This is a genomic window from Flavobacterium sp. AC274, from assembly GCF_979258275.1.
Genome location: NZ_OZ409852.1, coordinates 4,185,215 through 4,207,846, shown reverse-complemented (window position 1 = coordinate 4,207,846; position 22,632 = coordinate 4,185,215). Strand labels below are relative to the sequence as shown.

The window sequence follows — 22,632 nt, the reverse complement described above, 5'->3', positions numbered from 1 at the left end:
CTTTATGAATAAAAGTTCGCAAAGCTAAAATTAAAATAAATTCCAATTTTTTAAATTCCAAATTCCAAAATCTTGCATCTTGCTTCTCTTATCTAAAATCTAAAATTATTCCTCCTCCTGCATCCACGTCGATGGCTCTTCACTCCATTCCTGTAAAGTCGACTGTTGATCTTCGGTAATGTATTGTTTTTGAACGGCTAAGTCTAATAAATTTTCGTAATTGCTTAACGTAAACAAATCGATATTTGCATTTTTGAAGTTCTCTTCGGCAACGCCAAAACCGTAGGTAAAAATTGCCGCCATACCTTTAATGTTAGCACCTTCGTTGCGTAAAGCTTCTACAGCCATTAAACTGCTGTTTCCGGTACTAATTAAATCTTCTACGACAACCACGTTCTGACCTTTTTGCAAAAATCCTTCAACCTGATTTTGTCTTCCGTGTTTTTTCGCTTCCGGGCGCACATATACGAACGGCAATCCAAGGCTTTCAGCAACAAGTATACCAATTCCAATAGCTCCGGTGGCAACTCCGGCAATTACATCTGGTTTCCCAAATTGTTTCTCAATATTCTTCGCAAACTCGTCGCGAACGTAATTTCTTATAGCCGGAAATGAAAGAATTAACCTATTATCACAATAAATAGGAGATTTCCATCCAGAAGCCCATGTAAAAGGATTTTCTGGATTCAATTTAATTGCATTTATTTGCAAAAGTAATTCGGCTGTTTTTTCGGCAGTATCTTTATTAAAAATCATAGTACAAATGTATAAAGTTTTTGTGAACGACAAACCACTTTTTTTGACAAATGAAATCTCAAAAGAGACCGATTTTCAATTGTTCTTGTTAGAGAGTATTGATATTGAGCATCTTATAGTGAAAATGTTTCAAAATAAAATTCAAAAGGCTTATTTGTATTATCCTGACGAAAAGGAAATCATGAAGACCTTAAAAGCTAAAATTCCCGTAAATAAAGCCGGCGGAGGATTAGTTTACAACAAAAAAGGTGAAGTTTTATTCATTTTCAGAAACGGAAAATGGGATTTACCAAAAGGCGGAATCGAAAAAGGCGAAGAAATTGAAGACACCGCCATGCGCGAAGTCGAAGAAGAAACTGGCGTAGGCAAACTCACAATCACAAATAAACTCGAAAAAACCTATCACGTTTTTAAACGCAACGGAAAATACAAACTCAAAATCACGCATTGGTTCGAAATGCAATCTGATTTTGAAGGAACTCCGGTTGGTCAGGAAAACGAAGGCATCGAAAAAGTAGCCTGGCTAAATCCCGAACAAATCAAAGAAGCCTTAAAAAACTCCTACGAAAATATCAAGTTGCTTTTTGAAGAAGAGAATCAATTGCAGTAATAAATTCCAAAATTTTTAAATTCCAAATTCCAATATAGACCGTAATTAAGTTTCAGATTTGGAATTGGAATTTGGAATTTAAAAATTGAGATTTAAAATAATTTGGGCATGCCACCAATTAAAAAAAGGCCTAATCAACTTTGCGTTCATTAGGCCTTTTCTTAATTGCTGTCGGGCTATCCGCGCTACTTCGGTAGCTTGCTTCTATCCCTCATGCGGAGCTGCACTTTGAGAGTGGTTTTGTTTCAAGTTTCAGGTTTCAGGTTTTCCGCTAGCGCCAGATTGGGGCTCGCGTTAGCTGGTGAGATTTTTAGTTGTTTTTAATTATCCCAACTACAGGCAGATATTTCCCAGTTATCACCATTTCTTATAAAAATGGCTTCATATCCCAATCCTGCAAGATAATCTGAAGTTATTGAAAATTTGATTATCACAATTTCATAGTTTCTTAGAAATATGGGAGAAGAAAATTGAGCAATTGAGCCTCCATATTGTTTTTGAAATTCATTCCAACCATTTGCGTTGTCTTTAAAAATTTCATCAATTTTTTTGCTTTCAATAATTTTACAATTAGGAAAGAAATCTTCTGTCCAATATTTAATTTTTGGGTTTTTAATGCATTCACGGACATATTCTTTTTCATTGCTGTATAGCATTGGTGAATCGTAAGTTGAAGTACAGTTATTAACTTCGACAATTGTTGCAGTTTTATCAATATTTATATTACTTTCTTGTAGAAAATTTCTAAAAATATAGCTAATCACCAATTTCGTCTCATTTTTATATTTGTCATCAAATAGATTTTCCTGACAATAAACAAAATTTGTGAGATTTAATATTAAAAATAAAAGCAACTTTTTTTCATTTTTAGTTTTCTTTTGATTCCTCGTGCTAGTAAACGAAATCTATTACATAATTATACTTTATTCAAATCACTAATATTAATCCAGCCTTTCGTTATCTTTTTTCCGAAATAAGTACAAAATACTTTGTCGTTTTCTATTTTCTCAATACAAACAACATCTCCTTTTACTAAATATATTTTTGTTTGATTAGCATTTGATTGATCTTTATAAAAGAAAGATTTTGGTTTGTCGATATAACGAATTTGTGTCCAGTTTGTTTTTTTATCTAAACCAAATTCTTCAGGTTTATCGGCAAAATGCTGCACATTCCAGCAACCTCCATGTTCCTCGGGAAGTTTGATTTTTATGGTTTTATTGTTTATTATTTCAATTGTGCCTGAAATAATATCGTCTTTCTTATCTTCCGGATAATACGTTTTAATCGAGAATTTCTTTCCCGTAACTTTTCCTTCAATATAAAAAATACAGGAAAACTTAGGATTTTGGGTTTGTTCATCCAAACCGGTATAACTTTCAAAATAACCAGTCAGAATATTCGAAGATGCATCATACGAAAGTTTCATTCCTGAATCATATTCGCCCGAAATTAATTTTTGTGCAGATGATAAATTTGAAAACAGTAATAATAAAAGAGTTATAAAGATATTTTTCATATTTAATGTAATTTTTATTGACTTAGATTTTGCAGTTTTTACTTTTCAAATGATAATTATCTAATCTTTGTCAAAGTTTAAAACTTTGACAAAGATCTTCACGCACAGCTTTGCGATCTTAACCTCTACACAAAGCATTTCAAGCTAAAACAAAAAACCTTAGCGAACTTTGCGGTAAAAAATTAAAGCAATCGATAAACAGGATATTGCAAATACGCCTTTTCATAATAAACAGAGTGTTTATAAATCCAGTCCAACTGTGCTTCAGGATTTTTAGCAAACTCTCCGTCAGATTGTTTTTTGGTTTCTAATTCGGCTTTTAATTGTGGATTATCCTTTAATAATTTCGCTGCCGTATCTTCAAAAATATATTCAGAATAATGTTCTTTTTGCTGTAAAATAGGATCGAAGAAATTCCAATTAAAGAAAGAATCAACACCTTCCGGTTCAAAAGCTTCAACTAAATATTTTACACCTTTTTGATTTGTTGGAACCAAGTAATCTCCTTTGGCAAAAGTTATTTTTACTATTTTAGAAGTAATCTTTGTATTTCTATGAATATAATGCCCTTCATAAGCATTTGTAGCTGTTTTAAAATCGGCAATTCTATAACTTTCAACCTCAATAATCGTATCGTTTTTAAGTTGTTTAAATGAGATATTATTGTTCTTCAAAAGGTCAATAATGTTCCAATAACCTTTCGGAATGATATAAGCAGAAGGTATAACAACATCTTTTACCGATTGGAATTCTTTGATATACGGGACATCTTTTTTATACGGTTTGCTTCGGTCGTAATACAAACGATTTCCGGTTGTGGCTTCGCTTTTTTTGTAACCCGCTTCATATCCTAAAAACGAAAAAGTAGTTGCTTTTGTGCTGTCTAGTTCCCATTGCAAAGTGTATGACTTTTTGGGTTGATATTGTTCGAGATTTTTCACTCGAAGCTCTTTTATCTTCTGATAATTGGCATCGGTAAAATCCATTGTAGATTTCATGTATTCGTACGTCATTTTTACACGTTCGGTATATTTTTTTAGCATATGCGTTTCCACCACAAAACCAATTGTATTAAACAGCGAAGTATAACCCGTTGTATAACGCGGACTATCCACAAACTGACCGAAACCTTTGTCTGGTGTATCTTTAAAAGAATCTACATAAGGAGTTGTTTCGATTTTCTTTTGCTGTAAATCTTTGACCAAAGCCGGCATCATTTCGTTATTCATAAAATCGCCCAAAACGGTTCCCAGTTTATTATGCTGTGTCATAATATAGGTTAGTTTATATTGATAATCAGAACCGTTGCTTACGTGATTATCGATAAAAACATCGGCATTTATTTTCTGGAAAATTTCTACAAAACTCTTTGTGTTTCGGGTATCAGATTTCATTAAATCTCGATTCAAATCATAGTTTCTGGCATTTCCCCTAAAACCATAAATTTCCGGTCCGTCCTGATTGGCTCTTGTGGTTGAATTTCTGTTTAAAGCACCGCCAATATTATAAACAGGGATACAAACCAGAACCGTATTTTTTGGAGCTTTCATTTTTCCCGTTGCTAAATCTCTGTAAAATTGCATTGTTGCGTCGATTCCGTCAGGTTCTCCGGCGTGAATTCCGTTATTGATAAATAGAACCGCTTTGTTTTTCTGGATTTTTTCAAAATCAAATTCTTTTTCAGGATTATAAACTACCATATGCAAAGGTTCACCGGAATCGGTTAATCCCATTTCTTTCATTTGAATCGTTGGAAAATCATTAGCCAAAAGTTTGAAATAGGCTATAGTTTCGGGATAAGAAGCAGATTGATTTCCGTTTCCTTTCTCAAAAAAAGTATCGTATTTTTTATTGTTTTGAGCGGAAATAATTATTGTGAAAAGTGAAATGATAATGGTAAAAAGTTTCATGGTTTTGGTTTTAATAGAAAAGTCAAATATAAAGTTTTATTTGTTTCAGGTTGAAGTAGGAGTAGAGCAACTTTGGCATTTTTACCGCAAAGGACGCAAAGTTTTTTTTACTATAAAGCTTTTATAAAAGGTAAAGTTCGCAAAGCTTTGTAAATATAGCTTTGTGAACTTCGCCTTCGCCAAGATTGTATACGCCCAACTTTGTGAACTTTGCGAAAAACTTTTGCAAACTCTGCGGTAAAATTTGTTTCAGGTTTAAAGTTTGACATGCTGTGCGTTTTTTTACCGCAGAGTTCGCTAAGTTTTTTATAATAGATTGTGTTGACAAACACAGAGATCGCAAAGCTTTGTAAATATAACTTTGCGAACTTTGCCTTCGCTAAGATTGCATACGTACAGCTTTGTGAACTTTGCGAAAAACCTTTTTAAACTCTGCGGTAAAAAACGCACAGTATATCAAACCTGAAACAAACAAAAACCTGAAACAACTTTTTTTAACTACTTTTGCAAAATGAATAAAAATCACCATTCCAATAATATACTTTCGAATTTAGGCATTGAAAGCCTGAACGAAATGCAAGAAGTTGCTCAGGATGCAATTTTGAACGATAATAATGTTTTACTGCTTTCACCAACAGGATCAGGAAAAACATTGGCTTTTTTACTTCCGGTTTTAGAATTATTGCAACCCGAAATTCTTTCGGTTCAGTGTTTAATTTTAGTGCCTTCACGCGAATTAGGTTTGCAAATCGAGCAGGTTTGGAAAAAAATGGGAACGCAATACAAAGTAAATATCTGCTACGGCGGACACTCCATTGATACTGAAATCAAAAATTTAAGCAATCCTCCGGCAGTTTTAATAGGAACTCCGGGCAGAATTGCAGATCACATCGATAGAGATACTTTTAGAACAGATAAAATTCAGACTTTAATTCTGGATGAATTTGACAAATCATTGCAATTGGGTTTTCATGAGCAAATGTCTTATATCATTGGTAAATTAACAAAACTAAACAAACGTGTTTTGGTTTCGGCAACTTCAGATATTGAGATTCCGAGATATACGCGAGTTATCAATCCAACGGTTTTAGATTTTATTCCTGAGGAAGAAGAAAAAGCAAATCTTTCGATGAAAATGGTGGTTTCGCCAGCAAAAGATAAATTAGGAAGTTTGTTCAATTTACTTTGTTCGCTGAAATCAGAATCGGCTATTATATTTTGCAATCATCGCGATGCCGCAGAACGTATTAGTGATACCTTAAACGAAAAAGGAATTTATTCTACTTATTATCACGGCGGAATGGATCAGGAAGAACGGGAACGTGCTTTGATTCAGTTTAGAAATGGAAGTATGAGTTACTTAATCACAACAGATTTAGCGGCACGTGGACTGGATATTCCGGAAATGAAACACGTAATTCATTATCATTTGCCTTTAAAAGAAGATGAATTTACACATCGTAACGGTCGTACGGCACGTATGCAGGCTTCTGGAACGGCGTATATCATTATTCACGAAAGTGAAAAACAATTAGATTATATTGATTACGGAATGGATGTTTTGAATGTAGAAAATGCAACTACTTTACCAAAACCACCAGAATATCAAACTATATATATTAGTGGAGGAAAGAAAACAAAACTGAATAAAATTGATATTGTTGGTTTCTTTTCTCAAAAAGGAAAACTGGAAAAAGGCGATTTGGGTTTGATCGAAGTTAAAGATTTTATTTCGTTTGCAGCTGTAAAATACAATAAAGTAAAAGACTTGCTTAAAAACGTAAAAGATGAGAAAATGAAAGGGAAAAAGTTCAAAATTGAAGTTGCCCGCAAAGTTGTGAAGAAAGAAGAAGAGCGTTAAATTTTAAAAACAATCAGATTTTTTAATTAAAGGCACACGCTTTAGAGTTAAAATTTTGCGTATAATTTATTGATAATTAAAAAGTTGCAATATTTTTGCCTTAAGTTGAAATAAATTTAAACAAAAATCACAATTTAATGTTAATAAAAGAGTGTTTTTAGAAGTAATTTTTCATAATTTCGGCGTTTATTATAGTAGTACAAATTAACCCCAAATTCCGTTATGAAAAAGATTATTACCCTTGCCACTTTGTTCTTTAGTGTTGTTTCGTTTGCACAGATTAAGGTTCTTGAGACTGTTCCTGTTGAAAAATTAGGAAAAGTAAATAACAACTATATTCAAAAAATTGGAGATGAATATACTGTTTATTACACAAGTATTCAAAACGATGACGATTCTTCACCAATGAGAAAGTTTTCATTTAAAAATGTAAACAACGATTACAATAGCCTTTATAGTATTATCATGGGAGGCTTTACTGCAAGCCCTTTGTATGATATTAAATTAGAATTACCTAATAACTATATCTGGTTGCACTACACAGGAAGTGTTCTTCCTGAGAAAGCTACAGTTCAGTTTATGGTTTCAAGCAAAGAAGCTACTTCTGCAACAAGCAGTGTTTCTGAGCCATTCGTAAAAGATCAAATCAATAAATTATTCCAAAAATAATTTACTTCAAGTATAAAACTAAAAAAGGCTATTCAGATTTTGAATAGCCTTTTTTGTTTAGTTTCAGGTTTCAGGTTTTTTAGTTTCAGGTTCTAAACCTTAGAATCTTAGAAACAAAAAACTTTGTTCCTTTGCAACTCTGAGCCTTTGAACCTCAAAAAAAACTATATCTTCTTCACGTATTGCGTTATAATCACAATCTGTTGTCCGTCTACTTTTCCTTCAATGTATTCGGCGTTTTCGTGATCCAGACGAATGTTACGTACAGCAGTTCCTTGTTTGGCCACCATACTTGATCCTTTTACTTTAAGGTCTTTAATTAAAACGACAGAATCTCCGTGTTCTAAAATTACACCATTACTATCGCGGTGAACCAGTTTATTTTCGTCATCTTCACCTTCTCCGGTTGCTTGTGCCCATGCAAGAGTATCTTCGTCTAAATACATCATGTCCAGTAATTCCTGTGGCCATCCTGCAGCGCGCATACGGCTCAACATTCTCCAGGCAACAACCTGTACAGCAACGTTTTCATTCCACATACTGTCGTTAAGACATCTCCAGTGATTTAAATCTACATTATCAGGGTTTTCAATTTGGTCAATACAAGTTGCACAAGCAAATATGCTTTCGTCAAGTCCGCCTTTTTGAGTTGGTAATACCTGATATACTTTTAGGTTTTCCTCTGCTCCACAAAGTTCACATTTAGATCCGCTGCGTTTGTTTAATTCTCTTTCGATGCTCATTATTTCTGTTTGTTTAAAAATGCGAAATTACTTATAATTGCATTCGCTTGCAAGTTTATGTTTTGGGATTGGATTAAAAAAATGCTTTCGCTCATGACGGATTAAAATCCGTCGCTACAAAATAAATCGTTCCTCCGGAACTTATTGAATAGAGAGCCCGAGGCTCTGAACATTTTGTAGCGACGGAATTTATTCTGTTGGATAATAAGTCAAATCGTATTTGAGTTCCGTAGGAACGGATCGTATAATTTATGCGTTTAGATTGGCTATTTCTTCACCCTAACCGCATCCGGAACCAGCATTTCATACTGACCACCATTTCGCAATACATCACGCACAATACTTGAACTGATGTAAGAGGTACTTGCTGCAGTTAATAAAAAGACAGTTTCTATTTTAGACAGCTTTCTGTTGGTGTGTGCAATGGCTTTTTCGAATTCGAAATCGGCTGGATTGCGTAAACCTCTTAATATGAAATTTGCTTTTAGTTTTTTGGCTAAATCTATCGTTAAACCTTCATAAGTAATAACAGATATTTTTGGTTCATTTTTGAAAGTTTCTTCTATAAAACGTTTTCTTTCTTCAAGTGAAAACATGTATTTTTTTCGGCATTGACACCAATTGCGATTACGATTTCATCAAAAAGTGAAATTCCTCTTTTGATAATATCTTCGTGACCAAGTGTAATGGGATCAAATGATCCAGGGAATATGGCTTTTCTCATTTTTTTTAAGGTTCAAAGTTGTAAAGGCTCAAAGATGATTAAATAAAATTAAAATGTTTTGAAGCTTTGTTGTTGGAATTTGGAATTTGAATTTTGAATTTTGTAATTTATTCTAAGTTATTCTGAGTGTTTTTATTGCGGGAACCCATTCTTCTTTTTTGCAGATTTTACATCTGGCAGTTCCGGGTTTTTGTTCTTCGGTATGGCCACAAAAAGTACAGGCATGAATACCATCGGTTGCAATAATTTTGCTTTTTTTATTGAATGCAGCTGGCAAAATTGGCAAACCAAATTGTACCTCTTTATCTTCATAAAAAAACACACTTACTTCTCCGCTGGTTTCTATAAAAGCATGTTTTACCTGACCCAAATGTTCAATGGATCGTATACGAAGTTCTGAGAAAAATTCATCCTGCGCCAAAGTTTCTTTTTTGAAACTCGATATAGAAAATTTTCCGTCCTGAATTAAACATTCGGTTTTTCCTTCTATAAATTCTTCAAATTTTTTACTTTTTCCGGTAAGCCAGGTTACAGCGCGGTATAAAATAATGATTGTCAAGAAGACAATTGCTGCGGGTACAATTCCGACATCTTCATAAAACATCGGGTCGCCGGCTGCTGATCCAAGTGCAATAATAATTACAGTTTCGAAAATTGATAATTGTTTTACACCTCTTTTACCTGCCAATTTTAGCGTAAGCAGTAAAATAGTAAACATTACAGTTGAACGAAATATTACTTCCAGAATAAAAATTTCGGGGAGCTCGTTAAAAAAAAGTCTATTCCATTCAAAGATTTCTTTCATTTCTTTTAGTTGCTAAGGTTCTTAGATTCTAAGTTACTAAGTTTTTTTATTATATTAAAAAAGGTTCTGAAGTCTTAGAACCTCAGAACCTTACTATCTTAACATCTTTTAAGCAAGTGCTAATTCAATCGCATTGGTGAATAAATCTTCAAGAGAAATTCCGGCTGCTTTGGCTTGTTGCGGAATCAAACTTTCGGTTGTTAAACCCGGAATAGTGTTCATTTCAAGCATATGTGGTTCGTTGTCTACAATAATGAATTCGCTTCTTGAGAAACCTTTCATCTTTAAAACTTCGTAAGCACGTTTGGCAGTTTCACCCACTTTTTGTGTTAGTTCGTCTGAAATTCTTGCTGGAGTGATTTCTTGTGATTTTCCTTCATATTTTGCTTCGTAATCAAAGAAATCATTGTCTGAAACGATTTCTGTGATTGGTAAAACTTTAATTTCTCCTTTGTAATTGATTACGCCTACAGAAACTTCTGTTCCGTCAAGGAAACTTTCTATGATGATTTCGTTGTCTTCTTTGTAAGCCACTTCAATAGCGATTGGCAATTCGGCAGCGGTTTTTACTTTAGAGATTCCGAAACTTGAACCGGCTTTGTTTGGTTTTACGAAACATGGCAAACCTACTTTTTTTACGATTTCGTCTGTATTGATTTCGTCACCTTTATTTAAGTAATAAGAAATTGCCGTTTTGATTCCGTATGGTTTTAAAACCGATAGTAAATCACGTTTGTTGAATGTAAGCGCCGATTGGTAATAATCGCATGATGATTGCGGAATGCCTAATAATTCAAAATAGGCCTGCATTAATCCGTCTTCGCCCGGAGTTCCGTGAATGGCATTGAAAACACAGTCAAAAGTGATTTTTTTTCCGTCTACTGTAACAGAGAAATCATTTCTGTCGATTGGAAATTCAGCGTCGTTTTCGTCTACATAAACCCATTTTTCTTTAAAAATATGAATGCGGAATCCGTTGTATTTTGTTTTGTCAAGATATTGGTGTACTACGTTTCCTGAGATAAGTGAGATTTTATATTCGCTTGAATATCCGCCCATTATAATGGCTATGTTTTTCATTTTTATATTTTTGTTTAAAGTTTTATTTTGTTTCAGGTTTCAGGTTTTTTTGTCACAAATTCTCGACTTCGTTCAGTCTGACAAAACGATGTCTTATAAAAAAGAACGTCTTATGAAACCTAAAGCCCTAGCCCTGATGGGAGCGGCATCCTTTTTCTGGCTTTTTTAGCCAGGAAAAGATACAGCGGACAGCAGGAAACAGCTTCTGAAAAATGAAATTCCAAATTTTGAAATTCCAAAATCCAAATTTTTTTAATAATGGTAACATAGTATTACTAATATTACTTAAAACAAAATTATCATTTTTTTGAAACGAAATAGCTTTATCTTTGCGACAACTAAAAATAAATTTATGAGTTTACGTAAGTATTTAACTAGCCGTGTGTTTTTTTACAAGTATTGGGTGCGGCTGCTATTATTGCCGTTTTAGGCTATTTGTTTATGCATTGGCTGACTTTTACAACTGATCACGGACATGAAATTACGGTTCCGAATTTGTCTAAATTGACGGAGGAGCAAGTAGAATCAAAATTGGATGAATTAGACCTTGATTATGTGCTTTTGGATAGTGTTGATTACCGAAGCGGATTTCCTAAATACAGTGTTGTTGAGCAAGATCCGTTGCCGGGAACGAAAGTAAAAGTAGGTCGAAAAATATATATTAAAATCAATGCTTCCGGTTTTTCTTCTGTTAGAATTCCGGATTTAATCGAAAAAACGTATCGTGAAGCGGTTCCTACTTTGAAAGCTTTAGGGCTTGAAGAGGGAACGATTACTTATATTCCGAACTTAGGAAAAGATATGGTTTTGGAAATGCGTTATAAAGGAAGAAACTTAAAAGTTGGAGATCGTGTATTGAAAGCTTCTAAAATTGATTTGGTTTTAGGAGACGGAAAAGCGACTTATGTAGATGAAAGTCAGGCGACAGATAGTACAGCAGTGCCTGCAGAAACCCCACAAGATGAACAATAATATTGAAAATTTAGATCTGGAAGACGAATTATTCGAACATTTTAGATTTGAGGTACCTAAAGGTCAGGCGCTTTTGCGTATTGACAAATATTTAATGAATTTGATTCAGAATGCGACCCGAAATAAAATTCAGAACGCCGCAACTGAAGGAAACATTTTTGTAAATGATATTCCGGTAAAATCAAATTATAAGGTTAAACCTTTTGATGTCGTGACGGTTATGTTATCGCATCCGCCGTTTGAAAACCATATTTTGCCGGAAGATCTTCCATTGAATATTGTTTATGAAGACGACGCACTTTTGCTGATTAATAAAGAACCGGGAATGGTTGTGCATCCGGGTCATGGAAATTATACCGGAACTTTGGTTAATGCTTTGGCACATCATTTTGATAATTTGCCAATGAACAGCAGCGAACGCCCAGGATTGGTTCATAGAATTGATAAGGATACATCCGGACTTTTGGTTGTTGCCAAAACGGAAGCCGCAATGACGCATTTAGCAAAACAGTTTGAAGCTAAAACGTCTGAACGTGAATATATTGCCCTTGTTTGGGGAAATGTTGCCGAAGAAGAAGGAACGATTGAAGGAAATCTTGCCAGACATTTAAAAGACCGCATGCAAATGGCGGTTTTTGCTGATCCTGAAATTGGAAAACCTGCTATTACGCATTATAAAGTTTTGGAACGCTTCGGTTATGTAACCTTGATTTCTTGTAGGTTAGAAACGGGAAGAACGCACCAAATTCGTGCGCATATGAAACACATTGGGCATCCGTTGTTTAATGACGAGCGTTATGGTGGTCATTTGATTTTGAAAGGAACTACGTTTACAAAATACAAACAGTTTATTGAAAATTGTTTTAAAGCGTTGCCACGTCAGGCTTTGCACGCTAAAACACTTGGTTTTGTGCATCCAAATACAGGCGAAATGATGCGTTTTGATACTGAATTACCTCAGGATTTTCAGGATTGTATTGAGAAATGGCGCAACTACGGAAAGTCGCATAATATGGATGAAGAAAATTAATTTGATAATTTGTCAATTAGGCAATTAGATAATTTTATATAACACAAATTCCACTAATTTACACGAAAATTAATCTGTGTAAATTAGTGGAATTTGTGTTTTTATTTAGTTCAAAATGTTATTTATTGAATGGCTTTAATCGTCAAATCAATTATTTTGGCTTCTCCGTTTGTTATAAATCCCAGCTTTCCTTTTTGGCTCAGATTGCTTTTTTCCAGAGAACATTCTAATATAGTTTCGTTATCAACGGAATAGAATAATTGATTATTTACCACTCTTATTTTGACAGCGTACCATTTATTATTTTCTAATTTTAATGCTTTTTTAAATAAAGTTGGGCCGCCGCGCTTATTATATTCATCGCTTCCTTTTTTGTAGGTGCCTTTACCGATTACTATATTTTGATCAATTTTATAAAGATAAGTTCTGATGTAGTTTTCTTTATCGATGTTTAACATAACTTCAAATAAAGATTCTTTTGTCATGTTTACTTTAAAATTGATTTCGTAGTTTTTAGGAAGTTGTTTTTTAGATTCTATAACGCCCCAATGCATTGGTCCTCCGGTTCCTGTTAAAGTATCACTTGCAAGAATCCATTCTTTGGAATTAAAATTCCATTCTGATTTAAGTTTTGAGGTGTTTGTTATTTTATATTGTTTTTCTGTGGTTGAAATTGTGCTTGCGCATGAAGAAATTAATAATGCTATTGTTATTAATAAGAGGTGTTTAAAATTCATTTACGTGTTTTTAATTCAATTCTGAATGGTATTTTATTTTTCCGATTGATCCTGTCGGAGTAGGAATAAGTTCAAAAACAGAAGTAGGAGCGAGGCCTTGTTCTATACGATGTGAAACGTATAAAATACTCACGTTTGTTTCTTGTTTTATAGTGTTGATAAGCTGAATTACTAAATCTACATTTTCATCGTCCAGACCTTCTACCGGTTCGTCGAGAATTAATAATGGCGGATGTTTTAAAACGGCGCGAACAATTAACGCAACTCTTTGCTGGCCGATGGAAAGATCGATGAAACGTTTTTTTCTTAAATGTGTCATTTCAATTACTTCAAGCCATTGCGCAACAATTTGTTTTTGATGTGTGGTTGGTTCAATGTAAAGCCCGATAGAATCGAAAAATCCGGAGAGAATCATTTCTTCTAAAGTGTGACTTTTTTGAAACAAATCTGTCATTGAAGTGGCGAAGATTCCGATTTGCTTTTTGATATCCCAAACGCTTTCGCCGCTTCCTTTTTTCTTCCAAATAAAAATAAATCCTGACCAAAACCTTTTGGATTATCGCCTGTTATTAAAGATAAAATAGTGCTTTTTCCGGAACCATTTGGACCGATTAATTGCCAAAATTCACCTTGTTTTATGGTCCAGGAAATGTTGTCGACGATTTTTCGTTCGTCATAACTTACAGAAACATTTTCTAGTTTTATTAATACACTTTCGTGGAAGGAATGCGTTTCTATGGCTTTTGGAATTGCAGCTGTATTTAAGGTTTTAAAGTGGCTTTCGGTTTTTGAAATGGGATGCAGTTCAAATGTATTGTCTTTAATCTGGGCTTTATTGGGAACAAAATTTAATACGTCTGTAACACGATTTACAATTTGAATAATAGCAATAATATTGGATAAATCTTTTAATGATTCTGCCAAAATTACCCGCGAAGCCTGATCTAAATGATCAAACGGATTGTCGAAAATAATGAAATCAGGTTTTTGATTGATGCAATATTTTAAAAACTCTTTCTTGCGCTCTCCAGAAGAAAAAGTGCGTAGTTGTCTGTGTGATTCCGGAGAAGCTTCAACAGAATCGTATTGGTATTCTTTTTCGATGAATTTTTCAATTGCAATATCAGAAAACAAAATTCCTTTTTGATTGTTAAAAACGGCTAATTCTCCTTTTGCTTCGCCAGAAAGTATGGTTTCTATGAAAGCTTTTTTATTTACCAGATTTGATAAAAGTATATCCCAATGCTGCATTTTTGTTATTTATTTTTTTGCCACAGATTAAAAGATCAGCGCAGATTTTAAAATCATTTTAATCCTTTAATCTGTGGCAAATAATTATGAATTTTACTTCACTGTTTATGTTCTTTCTTGTGTAAACATGTCGCGATCGTTTCTCGACCATTCGCTCCATGATCCCACGTAAAGTTTTGGAATTTCAATTCCCGCATAATCCATTGCTAATAAAGTATGGCATGCAGTAACTCCTGAACCGCAATGTACAATTACATTTTCTGGGTTTATATCGCCTAAAATTTCAGTATATTTTTCAGCCAAAACTTCAGGTGATTTATAAAAACCATCTTCGTTTAAATTTTCACTAAACGGAACATTAATTGCGCCTGGAATATGTCCGGCGATTAAATCTAACGGTTCTGTTAAGCCATCAAAACGATTTTTATCTCTTACGTCAATTACGATATTTTGACTGTTATTTCGGGCTTTTTCGACGTCTTCAATATCGGCAACGGCTAAACTCCATTTTGTGATGGGATAGTTGTAGGTTGGTTCAATATTTTCAATTTCAGGACTTGTCTTATAACTAGCTTTTATTGCAGCCTGCAAACCACCATTCAAAACCTGAACTTTTTGATGTCCGATTGATTTTAACATCCACCAAAATCTTGCGGCAGCATTCGATCCGTTTTTGTCATCGTAAATAATAATGTGACTTTGGGGTGAAATTCCGAGTTTTGAAAGTACTTCTGCAAATTTTTCTAATGATGGCAAAGGATGTCTTCCGCCATTTGCAGGATTTTTTTCTACAGCTGCCAAATCTTTATTCAAATCGATATAGCGAGCACCTTTTAAATGTTCGTTTCTATAATTTTCTTCGGCATTTGCGCCGGCTCGTGCATCAATTAAAACAATTTCGGATGAATCTTTTAGATTTAAAAGTTCTTCGGGATTTATAATGGGAGAAAGTTTCATTTGGTATGGGTTTGTTTTCTGGTATTGCTCAAATAAAAATTACCGTTGTTTATTAATCAGGGATTTTTTCGATCAATATTTCATATTCAGCCTTATCAAAATAAGTACAGGTCATGGCGATAATATCCACTCTCCATTTTGCGATTCCGCATTGTGCTGCGTGATTACAAAAAGTAAGATAATCTGTTTGACCGTTCTGGTGCATTACCAAAAATTCGATAAAACGTTCTTTATTAGCAACAGCTTCAACCTTAATTTCAGTATATTTTTCGTCAGCACTAACATTGTAATTATTAACGCCGTAATATTCAACATGACCATCATTTACGAATGTATCGTAGCCTAAAACACCTAAAATAATTAAGTCTTGTATATAGTTTGGAAAATCGGCTCCGCTTTTTACCTTGGCATGTGCTTCTTTTATTTGTTCGATTGTAAACATGATATTTTAGTTTTTAGATTAGTAAGTGGAGTTTTTCTGCCACGACCCGAGCGATAGCGAACAGGCGAAGCAATTCACGAATTTTATTCATAAATTAATTAAAAATAATTCGTGAATTCGTGGCGAAAAAAAATAAAATTATTGTTTCAAAAATACAATTAATGGTTTTATAAATTGATCGAAAGATTCAATATGTGGTAAATGCCCTGTATTTGGAACTTCTATTAATTTTGAATTCGGAATTGTCTTTTGCGTTTTTTTACCTAATTCGGCATAATTTCCCATTGTTTTTCTAACTTCTTCAGATACAAATTGTTTTCCGATTGCGGTTTTATCTCTTGTTCCGATGATTAATAAAGTAGGACTTTTGATGTTTTTAAATTCGTAAACAACAGGCTGTGTAAAAATCATATCGTACATCAATGCCGAATTCCACGCCACCCGGTCGTAATTTGGTGCCGATGTCCAGCCCGCGCTAAGTTCTGCCCATTTCTGGAAATCTGCATTCCATTTTCCATCATAATAATTCGCCATTTGGTACTTTTTTATGGCTTCGTAATTTTGTTTTAATTCGCTTTCGTACCATGAATCTATGGTTTGATAGGGAACAACAAGTTTCCAGTCTTCTAAACCGATCGGGTTTTCCAATACTAATTTTTCAGCTGTTTCAGGATACATCAAGGTAAATCTTGTGGCTAGCATTCCGCCCATCGAATGCCCTAGAATAGTTGTTTTTTTAATTCCCAAATGATCTAATAATTTCTTGGTGTTTTGGGCAAATTGCTGAAAACTATACTGGTAATTTTCGGGTTTTGTTGATTTTCCAAAACCAATCTGATCTGGAACAATAACACGAAAACCTTCTTTTGTCAGGGCTTTTATGGTCGTTTCCCAATAAGCTCCGTTGAAATTTTTTCCGTGTAGTAAAACGATATTTTTGTTGTTGTAATTATCGGGTTTAATATCCATATACGCCATTTTTAAAAGCTGGCGCTGATTGCTCAATTCTAAAAACTGAACAGGAAAAGGATATTCGTAATTGGTTAAATTAATGTCAAGTGCTTTTATATTTTCTTTCTGCGAAAAACAGAGAAAAGGAAGGAGAAGAATTATAAATTTCAGATTTTTCATTTCAGTTTAGTGTTGGTTTGCTTTAACTATAAAATTAAAGTTTACCATTTTAAAAGCAAAACTTAAAATCTTAAAGTTATCAGAAAATAACAGTTTTGCATTATACCATAATCGACCATCTGGACACAATTATTATAAATCAATTTTAAACACAAATTGCACGAATTTGCACAAATTCTAATAGTTTGCTTAGTTTGTGAAAATAATTCACAAACTAAAATTAGTGACAATTCGTGCAATTTGTGTTTGCTTTTTATACTTTATATCCAGACGCTAGGCCATAACTGCAATAATATTTAAGGCAACTTCGCCCAATTTTTGATCACCAATAATTTCTACTTTTTGTTTTGCATCTTCCGGGGTTATTCCTTTTGAGAACAATAGCCAGGCATCATCAGGATTTATTTTAATAATTGCAGTTGGCTTTTCTTCAAAGGATTCAATAAATTCCCATTGTTTTTCTTTTTTAATTATGCTCCATTCACCTCCAATTTCAGTCTTTACAATCAAAGTTACAATTGTGCCTTTTTGTGCCGAAACATCTCGATAAGTGTGGGGTAAAGCATACATGAAAGTGCTGATAAACGGATAGAATAATTCTTTGGTAAAAAGTGCCTGTTTGCCAACAGCATTTCGAATTTGTTGTTGATGCAGGAATTTTTCGGTGTATTCCCGGGCAATATGAAACCAGTTTAAAGATGTTTCTTCGCCAGCCCAATCGACTGAAAAAATAGCATCTTCAAAAGGATCTAATGTTTTTAAATGAGCTGAATATTGTTTCCCGGTACTTTCTAATAATTCAATTATAACATTCGGGCTAAGTCGTTTTGTAGCGTTTGTCCAGGTCATATTGAGCTGATTTAAAAAGTCGACCAGATCACGGTATGAATTAATATTTTCGGGTTTTTCTCCAAAATAATGATCTCTTGAAAAAGATAAACCTCTCAGGTTTCCGTCAAGTAAATGTGAAGCAATATCTTTTACTATCCATTTTTTTGCCACAGTTCTGGCATTCCATTCATCTTCGGTTAATGATTTTAAAAGTTGAATTAACAAATCATCAAGAATAGAAAAAAGAGGTAAGGTTTTTATCGGAACAATTTCAGAAGATTTCATAAACTAATTCGCTTTTGATGTTTTTATGTCGTTATTTTTAAGTGTTACAACCTGTTGCGGATACGGAATATTAATATCAGATTCATCAAAACGTTTTTTAATACTTTGCAATAAATCGCAATACATCACAAAACCATCTGTAGAATTTTTGGCCCAGGCCCATGCTTTTAAGGTCACGCTCGAATCTGCAAGAGCAACAACGCGTGCTACAACCAAAGGTGTTTTTTGTTTCTTTTTTCGGCCGTTCTGGTATCGATAAAAAGAGGATGTTTTGCAATTTCATCTTTCATGATTTCCAACGCTTTGTCAATATCTGATTCGTAACCAATACCAATTTCGATGATTTTACAGCATTTTGTATCGTGCATATTCGTGTTTACAATAATCTGATTGCTAATGACGGAATTGGGAATAATGATCCGGTTGTTTTCGGCATCTTTTAAAACAACTTGTCTCAGGTTTATATCTTCAACCGTACCCACAAAATTGTTGATGGTGATTTTATCGTTAATTCGAAAAGGTTTGAAAATCACCAAAAAATACCGCTTACAATATTACTTAAAGCTTGTTGGGAAGCAAGACCTGCGACCAGGGAAATCATTCCCGCTCCGGCCAGAAAAGAATGCCCAATGATTTTAAATTCAGGAATTTGAATTAAAGCAAAAGCAAATCCCAGAATATAAATTACGGTAATAATTAAGTGTTTTAAAAACTTAAAACCAGTCGCATCATATTCTTTATTGCTTTGTTTTCGATACAAAAAATAGCGAAGTACTTTATCTGTTACAGCACCCAAAACAATGGTTGTAAGAGCTATTATCGCAATGAAAAAGCCAATTCTAAAGTCTTTTGTAAAATCGATCATGCGCTTTGAGTTTTGTAAAAATCCTAAAAAGTTAGAAAAGCTAATTTACGAAGTTTTCCAGCTATCAGCGTAATTGTTGTAAAAAGTATTACAAGACTCTTGCTGAAAAAAATATTTTTTGCTGATTTTGAAATTATAATTAATTGATAACTAATAGGATAAAGCAGGATAGGACAGGATGGTCTCTTTTGAGCTTATAAGTAAATTAGTTATGCTAACATATAACCAAAATTTATGAAAAAAAGTAACCAACCATTTAAGTTTTTGCTTAAATTATTTATGATCTACGGATTTATTAACAGTTTTGTTAATCTGCAGGCTCAGACATTAGCTTTTCCTGAAGCGACTGGTTTTGGGCGATTTACAACAGGGGCAAGAGGGGCTGCAAATCCTCAAATTTATTTGGTAACCAATTTAAACGACAGCGGTCCGGGTTCGTTTCGAGATGCCGTTAGTCAGGAAGGACGATTTGTGATTTTTAAGGTTGGGGGTATTGTAAACTTGCAAACTCAGATTGTTGTGGCAAGTAATACGACGATTGCGGGACAAACTGCAACAGGAGAAGGAATTGTGTTTTTAGGACCAAGAGTAACTTTTACAGGAGCCAATAATACGATTGCCAGATACCTTAGAATTCGGTATGGCGGAACTGCCCAAAATCAGGATGCATCCGGACTTGCAAATGGTGCCAATATGATTTTTGATCACATGACTTTTACTTGGGGAACAGATGAAGTTTTTTCTATCAACTGGGATAGTAAAGGAGTGAGTCCCGATAATATTACGATTCAGAATTCTATTATTGGTCAGGGATTGCATCGTCATAATCATTCGGCGGGAGGATTGATACAACCTTCGGGCGGAAAAATAAGTTTGATTGGAAATTTATATATCTGCAATAAAACACGTAACAATAAAATTAAGGGAATTAATGAGTTTGTAAACAATGTGGTTTACAATTGGGGAAATTACGGTAATACATACGGACATACAGAATCTGGTGATGCTTATATTATGGGAGGAGATTCTGCAGGAAGTTCTGATGTAAACATTATCAACAATTACTTTATTGGCGGACCAAATACAAGCAATTCACTTTCGACACCTTTTAACCGCGGAAACAATAATTTCTCCTTATACGGATCCGGAAATTACTTTGATAACAATAAAGATGGGGTTTTAAACGGAACTTTGGTTCCCGCAGATTTAACCGGATATCCTACAGGAGATATTTCTACGATATTATCAACTCCCTATGATTATCCAATGAAGAACACTGCTTTAAGTGCTCAGGATGCTTATAATAAAATAGTTTCAGATGTTGGGGCTTCTTATCCAAGACGTGATCAGGTTGATGATTTAATGATTTCTGATTTGATGTCGAAAGGAACAACGGCGACTTATGTTTATGTTCAAACAGATTTGACGACCCAATTTGGATTTATTAACGGCGGCGCAGGTCATGTTTACGGCGCTCCGGCTCCTTTGGATACTGACAATGACGGAATGCCGGATGCCTGGGAAGATGCAAATGGATTGAATAAAAACCTTGCTGATGCTTTATTGGTTAGTACATCGCAGGCGCCTTACCTGAATATTGAAGTTTACATTAACGGATTAACGAATGAAACACCGCTATCTTTTATTATTCCGCCATCAAATATAAATTTTACCAATGTAGTATCGACAGAAATTCCGATTGCCAGTTCTTTAACGGTTAACTGGATTGATGGAACCACAAATGAAGATAATTATGTTGTGGAGCGCTCAATAAATGGTACGGATTTTACAGTAATTACTACACTAGACGCTAATATTACAAGTTATAATGATACGGGTTTAGTGCCAAATACTACCTATTATTATCGTGTTAAAGCAACTAACAGTACTGAATCATCAGTTTATGAAACTACATCTTTAACTACACCGCCAATTCCGTTAGCGCCAACTAAGGCAGAGACTCCAAGCCCTGCTTCGGGATTTATTAATGCTGAATTGTCGGGCGGTAACTTAACTTTGAAATGGAGCGGGAGTTCAAATACAGTAAACTATGCTGTATATTTTGGCACAGATTCTTTAAACTTAACCAAATTAGGAGATGTCGCTTATAATGCAAATCCATCTTATCAGGTTACGGGTTTAAATTTCGCAGTAAATTATTATTGGAGAATCGATGCCGTAAATGATAAAGGAACAACAACGGGAGATGTGTGGAGTTTCCGTGCACTTACACCAAGTCTTGTTGGTCATTGGCCGTTTAAAGAAACTGTTTCTCAGGGAGAACAAATTACGGATATTACATCTTATACCAATCATGGTACTTTGGATATTGCTTTTGATAATGCCAATGTAAGAGTACCCGGAAAAGCAAATAATGCTATTGATTTTGCAACATCGGCAAATGATAAAATTATGGTGAAGATTCCAAATCAGGATCATTTGTTGTTTGATAAAAGTTCGTTTACGATTTCATTTTGGATGAAAGCGGCTCCGGCTTTATTGCCAGGTTCTTCAACCACGAGTATTTATGTTTTGTGTAAAGGTTCGTTTACCAAAAACACAACAACAGGAGCAACCGGCAGAAGGTATAATATAGAAATAAAGGGCGGACTCTTGCGTTTTGCGATTGATGATGATAAAACGAAAAAAGAAGTAACAACAGCCGCCGCCAAATATTTTACAGATGATTGGGTAAATGTTGTTATTATGAGAGATGTTCTTGCTCATAAAATGAGAATTTATACCAATGGCGTATTTTCTGCTGAATTGGATGAAACTGCCGTAACCGGAATTTCTGAAGAAACGGATTTAATAATTGGAAATATCGGAGAATTAGAACTCGCATCAGGAACTGCGCCTGCACCTTACAACGGACAATTTGATGAACTTCAGATATTTAATTATCCTTTAAACGCTACTGAAGTATTGGGATTATTTAATCAGGAATTTTTAAGTACCGAAAAATTTAGACAGCATAAAAATGAAGGAATTGTATATCCAAATCCCGTGAAAGACCAAATTTTTATTAATATTCCGGATCATGCATCGTCTTATGCAACGGCAACTTTGAGCGATATGACAGGGAAAATTATTCTGAAAGAAAAAATTACTTCTGATGGAAACGGAGTTTTTATTTTGAATATCGGCAATAAAAAGATAGCAGGAATGTATGTTTTGAATATTTCTTCGGAGGATTTAAACAGAACTTTTAAAATTGTGGCAGAATAACTTTCTAAACGCATAGAAACATAGGTTTGTATTGTCAAAAAAGAATACAAAAAGAAACGAGTTTCTCACACATAGTCAGCTATGTTTGTTTAGATAAGTAAAACGCCTTTTTAGGTTTTTAAAATCTATGTTTCTATGTGTTTAAATAAATTATAGTCAAAGATTTTTAATAAAAAAAACCGTTACATTGATTTGTAACGGTTTTGTAATTTATAAAAATCAGATT

At 34.1% G+C, this 22,632-nt stretch carries 22 protein-coding genes and 2 pseudogenes; 6 read left to right on the top strand and 18 right to left on the bottom strand.

The genetic code is table 11. The features are described 5' to 3' along the window. Nucleotides 1-105: 105 nt before the first annotated feature. Nucleotides 106-756: an orotate phosphoribosyltransferase gene (gene pyrE / locus ACZZZT_RS19045; protein ID WP_042564270.1), complete on the bottom strand. Its 651-nt coding sequence runs from the start codon at nt 754-756 to the stop codon at nt 106-108. 7 nt (nt 757-763) lie between these two features. On the opposite strand from pyrE, the gene ACZZZT_RS19040 reads away from it, so the two are divergent. Next, nucleotides 764-1,366, top strand: coding sequence for an NUDIX hydrolase (locus ACZZZT_RS19040; RefSeq protein WP_463461563.1), 603 nt, complete (start codon nt 764-766; stop codon nt 1,364-1,366). A gap of 320 nt (nt 1,367-1,686) precedes the next feature. Here the strand turns inward: ACZZZT_RS19040 and ACZZZT_RS19035 are convergent, their stop codons facing one another. The 3 genes from ACZZZT_RS19035 to ACZZZT_RS19025 all read right to left on the bottom strand — a co-directional run bounded on the left by ACZZZT_RS19035 (nt 1,687) and on the right by ACZZZT_RS19025 (nt 4,795). Next, nucleotides 1,687-2,220, bottom strand: a complete 534-nt coding sequence (locus ACZZZT_RS19035; protein ID WP_463461562.1) for a hypothetical protein — start codon at nt 2,218-2,220, stop codon at nt 1,687-1,689. Nucleotides 2,221-2,282: 62 nt separating this feature from the next. Beyond that, nucleotides 2,283-2,885: a hypothetical protein gene (locus ACZZZT_RS19030; RefSeq protein WP_463461561.1), complete on the bottom strand. Its 603-nt coding sequence runs from the start codon at nt 2,883-2,885 to the stop codon at nt 2,283-2,285. A 182-nt stretch (nt 2,886-3,067) separates the two neighbouring features. Further along, nucleotides 3,068-4,795, bottom strand: coding sequence for a M14 family metallopeptidase (locus ACZZZT_RS19025; RefSeq protein ID WP_463461560.1), 1,728 nt, complete (start codon nt 4,793-4,795; stop codon nt 3,068-3,070). A gap of 511 nt (nt 4,796-5,306) precedes the next feature. Between ACZZZT_RS19025 and ACZZZT_RS19020 the strand changes: the two genes are divergently transcribed. Together ACZZZT_RS19020 and ACZZZT_RS19015 are read left to right on the top strand one after the other, a co-directional pair. Then, entirely contained in the window at nt 5,307-6,656 is a 1,350-nt protein-coding gene (locus ACZZZT_RS19020; RefSeq protein WP_042564277.1) for a DEAD/DEAH box helicase, read from the top strand. A gap of 222 nt (nt 6,657-6,878) precedes the next feature. Further along, nucleotides 6,879-7,325 (top strand): hypothetical protein, encoded by a 447-nt coding sequence (locus tag ACZZZT_RS19015; RefSeq protein ID WP_042564278.1) that lies wholly within the window; start codon nt 6,879-6,881, stop codon nt 7,323-7,325. A gap of 164 nt (nt 7,326-7,489) precedes the next feature. On the opposite strand, the gene ACZZZT_RS19010 is transcribed toward ACZZZT_RS19015, so the two are convergent. The 4 genes and pseudogenes from ACZZZT_RS19010 to ACZZZT_RS18995 form a co-directional block, all read right to left on the bottom strand. After that, nucleotides 7,490-8,068 (bottom strand): PhnA domain-containing protein, encoded by a 579-nt coding sequence (locus tag ACZZZT_RS19010; RefSeq protein ID WP_302095490.1) that lies wholly within the window; start codon nt 8,066-8,068, stop codon nt 7,490-7,492. A gap of 266 nt (nt 8,069-8,334) precedes the next feature. Then, nucleotides 8,335-8,792: pseudogene (gene coaD / locus ACZZZT_RS19005) on the bottom strand (pantetheine-phosphate adenylyltransferase). 112 nt (nt 8,793-8,904) lie between these two features. Next, nucleotides 8,905-9,597, bottom strand: a complete 693-nt coding sequence (locus ACZZZT_RS19000) for a DUF421 domain-containing protein (RefSeq protein WP_463461559.1) — start codon at nt 9,595-9,597, stop codon at nt 8,905-8,907. A gap of 108 nt (nt 9,598-9,705) precedes the next feature. Next, complete coding sequence (locus ACZZZT_RS18995) at nt 9,706-10,677, bottom strand: D-alanine--D-alanine ligase (protein WP_463461558.1); 972 nt, start codon at nt 10,675-10,677, stop codon at nt 9,706-9,708. 352 nt (nt 10,678-11,029) lie between these two features. Here ACZZZT_RS18995 and ACZZZT_RS18990 point away from each other — a divergent pair. Both ACZZZT_RS18990 and ACZZZT_RS18985 read left to right on the top strand, forming a co-directional pair. Further along, nucleotides 11,030-11,649, top strand: a pseudogene (locus ACZZZT_RS18990) (PASTA domain-containing protein). Next, the gene (locus tag ACZZZT_RS18985; protein ID WP_463461557.1) at nt 11,639-12,679 is read left to right on the top strand and encodes an RluA family pseudouridine synthase; all 1,041 of its coding nucleotides are present in this window, start codon (nt 11,639-11,641) and stop codon (nt 12,677-12,679) included. The pseudogene ACZZZT_RS18990 and the gene ACZZZT_RS18985 overlap by 11 nt, the downstream one beginning before the upstream one ends. Nucleotides 12,680-12,801: 122 nt before the next feature. Here the strand turns inward: ACZZZT_RS18985 and ACZZZT_RS18980 are convergent, their stop codons facing one another. The 10 genes from ACZZZT_RS18980 to ACZZZT_RS18935 form a co-directional block, all read right to left on the bottom strand. Further along, the gene (locus ACZZZT_RS18980; RefSeq protein ID WP_463461556.1) at nt 12,802-13,416 is read right to left on the bottom strand and encodes a hypothetical protein; all 615 of its coding nucleotides are present in this window, start codon (nt 13,414-13,416) and stop codon (nt 12,802-12,804) included. Between the two features lie 10 nt (nt 13,417-13,426). Beyond that, entirely contained in the window at nt 13,427-13,870 is a 444-nt protein-coding gene (locus ACZZZT_RS18975) for an ATP-binding cassette domain-containing protein (RefSeq protein ID WP_463461555.1), read from the bottom strand. Further along, on the bottom strand, nt 13,867-14,667 hold the full coding sequence (locus ACZZZT_RS18970) for an ATP-binding cassette domain-containing protein (RefSeq protein WP_463461554.1): 801 nt from the start codon (nt 14,665-14,667) through the stop codon (nt 13,867-13,869). The genes ACZZZT_RS18975 and ACZZZT_RS18970 overlap by 4 nt, the downstream gene beginning before the upstream one ends. A 105-nt stretch (nt 14,668-14,772) precedes the next feature. Beyond that, nucleotides 14,773-15,624, bottom strand: coding sequence for a sulfurtransferase (locus ACZZZT_RS18965; RefSeq protein ID WP_463461553.1), 852 nt, complete (start codon nt 15,622-15,624; stop codon nt 14,773-14,775). A 52-nt stretch (nt 15,625-15,676) separates the two neighbouring features. Beyond that, nucleotides 15,677-16,066 carry a DUF1398 domain-containing protein gene (locus ACZZZT_RS18960; protein WP_463461552.1) on the bottom strand — a complete coding sequence of 130 codons (390 nt, stop codon included), beginning with the start codon at nt 16,064-16,066 and terminating at the stop codon, nt 15,677-15,679. 138 nt (nt 16,067-16,204) lie between these two features. After that, nucleotides 16,205-17,197: an alpha/beta fold hydrolase gene (locus ACZZZT_RS18955; protein ID WP_463461551.1), complete on the bottom strand. Its 993-nt coding sequence runs from the start codon at nt 17,195-17,197 to the stop codon at nt 16,205-16,207. Between the two features lie 273 nt (nt 17,198-17,470). Continuing rightward, the gene (locus ACZZZT_RS18950; RefSeq protein ID WP_463461550.1) at nt 17,471-18,313 is read right to left on the bottom strand and encodes a maleylpyruvate isomerase N-terminal domain-containing protein; all 843 of its coding nucleotides are present in this window, start codon (nt 18,311-18,313) and stop codon (nt 17,471-17,473) included. A 3-nt stretch (nt 18,314-18,316) separates the two neighbouring features. After that, nucleotides 18,317-18,529 (bottom strand): hypothetical protein, encoded by a 213-nt coding sequence (locus ACZZZT_RS18945; RefSeq protein WP_463461549.1) that lies wholly within the window; start codon nt 18,527-18,529, stop codon nt 18,317-18,319. Next, the gene (locus tag ACZZZT_RS18940) at nt 18,520-18,846 is read right to left on the bottom strand and encodes a mechanosensitive ion channel domain-containing protein (RefSeq protein ID WP_463462467.1); all 327 of its coding nucleotides are present in this window, start codon (nt 18,844-18,846) and stop codon (nt 18,520-18,522) included. The genes ACZZZT_RS18945 and ACZZZT_RS18940 overlap by 10 nt, the downstream gene beginning before the upstream one ends. Further along, nucleotides 18,843-19,178, bottom strand: a complete 336-nt coding sequence (locus tag ACZZZT_RS18935; RefSeq protein WP_463461548.1) for a hypothetical protein — start codon at nt 19,176-19,178, stop codon at nt 18,843-18,845. Before ACZZZT_RS18935 ends, ACZZZT_RS18940 begins: the two co-directional genes overlap by 4 nt. A 234-nt stretch (nt 19,179-19,412) precedes the next feature. On the opposite strand from ACZZZT_RS18935, the gene ACZZZT_RS18930 reads away from it, so the two are divergent. Then, complete coding sequence (locus tag ACZZZT_RS18930; RefSeq protein ID WP_463461547.1) at nt 19,413-22,406, top strand: LamG-like jellyroll fold domain-containing protein; 2,994 nt, start codon at nt 19,413-19,415, stop codon at nt 22,404-22,406. Nucleotides 22,407-22,632 lie beyond the last annotated feature (226 nt).

Bases quoted from the DNA above. Each gene is read 5' to 3' on its own strand.
- pyrE (WP_042564270.1), bottom strand. From the start codon at position 756: ATGATTTTTAATAAAGATACTGCCGAAAAAACAGCCGAATTACTTTTG.
- ACZZZT_RS19040 (WP_463461563.1), top strand. From the start codon at position 764: ATGTATAAAGTTTTTGTGAACGACAAACCACTTTTTTTGACAAATGAA.
- ACZZZT_RS19030 (WP_463461561.1), bottom strand. From the start codon at position 2,885: ATGAAAAATATCTTTATAACTCTTTTATTATTACTGTTTTCAAATTTA.
- ACZZZT_RS19025 (WP_463461560.1), bottom strand. From the start codon at position 4,795: ATGAAACTTTTTACCATTATCATTTCACTTTTCACAATAATTATTTCC.
- ACZZZT_RS19020 (WP_042564277.1), top strand. From the start codon at position 5,307: ATGAATAAAAATCACCATTCCAATAATATACTTTCGAATTTAGGCATT.
- ACZZZT_RS19015 (WP_042564278.1), top strand. From the start codon at position 6,879: ATGAAAAAGATTATTACCCTTGCCACTTTGTTCTTTAGTGTTGTTTCG.
- ACZZZT_RS19010 (WP_302095490.1), bottom strand. From the start codon at position 8,068: ATGAGCATCGAAAGAGAATTAAACAAACGCAGCGGATCTAAATGTGAA.
- ACZZZT_RS19000 (WP_463461559.1), bottom strand. From the start codon at position 9,597: ATGAAAGAAATCTTTGAATGGAATAGACTTTTTTTTAACGAGCTCCCC.
- ACZZZT_RS18995 (WP_463461558.1), bottom strand. From the start codon at position 10,677: ATGAAAAACATAGCCATTATAATGGGCGGATATTCAAGCGAATATAAA.
- ACZZZT_RS18985 (WP_463461557.1), top strand. From the start codon at position 11,639: ATGAACAATAATATTGAAAATTTAGATCTGGAAGACGAATTATTCGAA.
- ACZZZT_RS18980 (WP_463461556.1), bottom strand. From the start codon at position 13,416: ATGAATTTTAAACACCTCTTATTAATAACAATAGCATTATTAATTTCT.
- ACZZZT_RS18975 (WP_463461555.1), bottom strand. From the start codon at position 13,870: ATGACAGATTTGTTTCAAAAAAGTCACACTTTAGAAGAAATGATTCTC.
- ACZZZT_RS18970 (WP_463461554.1), bottom strand. From the start codon at position 14,667: ATGCAGCATTGGGATATACTTTTATCAAATCTGGTAAATAAAAAAGCT.
- ACZZZT_RS18965 (WP_463461553.1), bottom strand. From the start codon at position 15,624: ATGAAACTTTCTCCCATTATAAATCCCGAAGAACTTTTAAATCTAAAA.
- ACZZZT_RS18960 (WP_463461552.1), bottom strand. From the start codon at position 16,066: ATGTTTACAATCGAACAAATAAAAGAAGCACATGCCAAGGTAAAAAGC.
- ACZZZT_RS18955 (WP_463461551.1), bottom strand. From the start codon at position 17,197: ATGAAAAATCTGAAATTTATAATTCTTCTCCTTCCTTTTCTCTGTTTT.
- ACZZZT_RS18950 (WP_463461550.1), bottom strand. From the start codon at position 18,313: ATGAAATCTTCTGAAATTGTTCCGATAAAAACCTTACCTCTTTTTTCT.
- ACZZZT_RS18935 (WP_463461548.1), bottom strand. From the start codon at position 19,178: ATGATCGATTTTACAAAAGACTTTAGAATTGGCTTTTTCATTGCGATA.
- ACZZZT_RS18930 (WP_463461547.1), top strand. From the start codon at position 19,413: ATGAAAAAAAGTAACCAACCATTTAAGTTTTTGCTTAAATTATTTATG.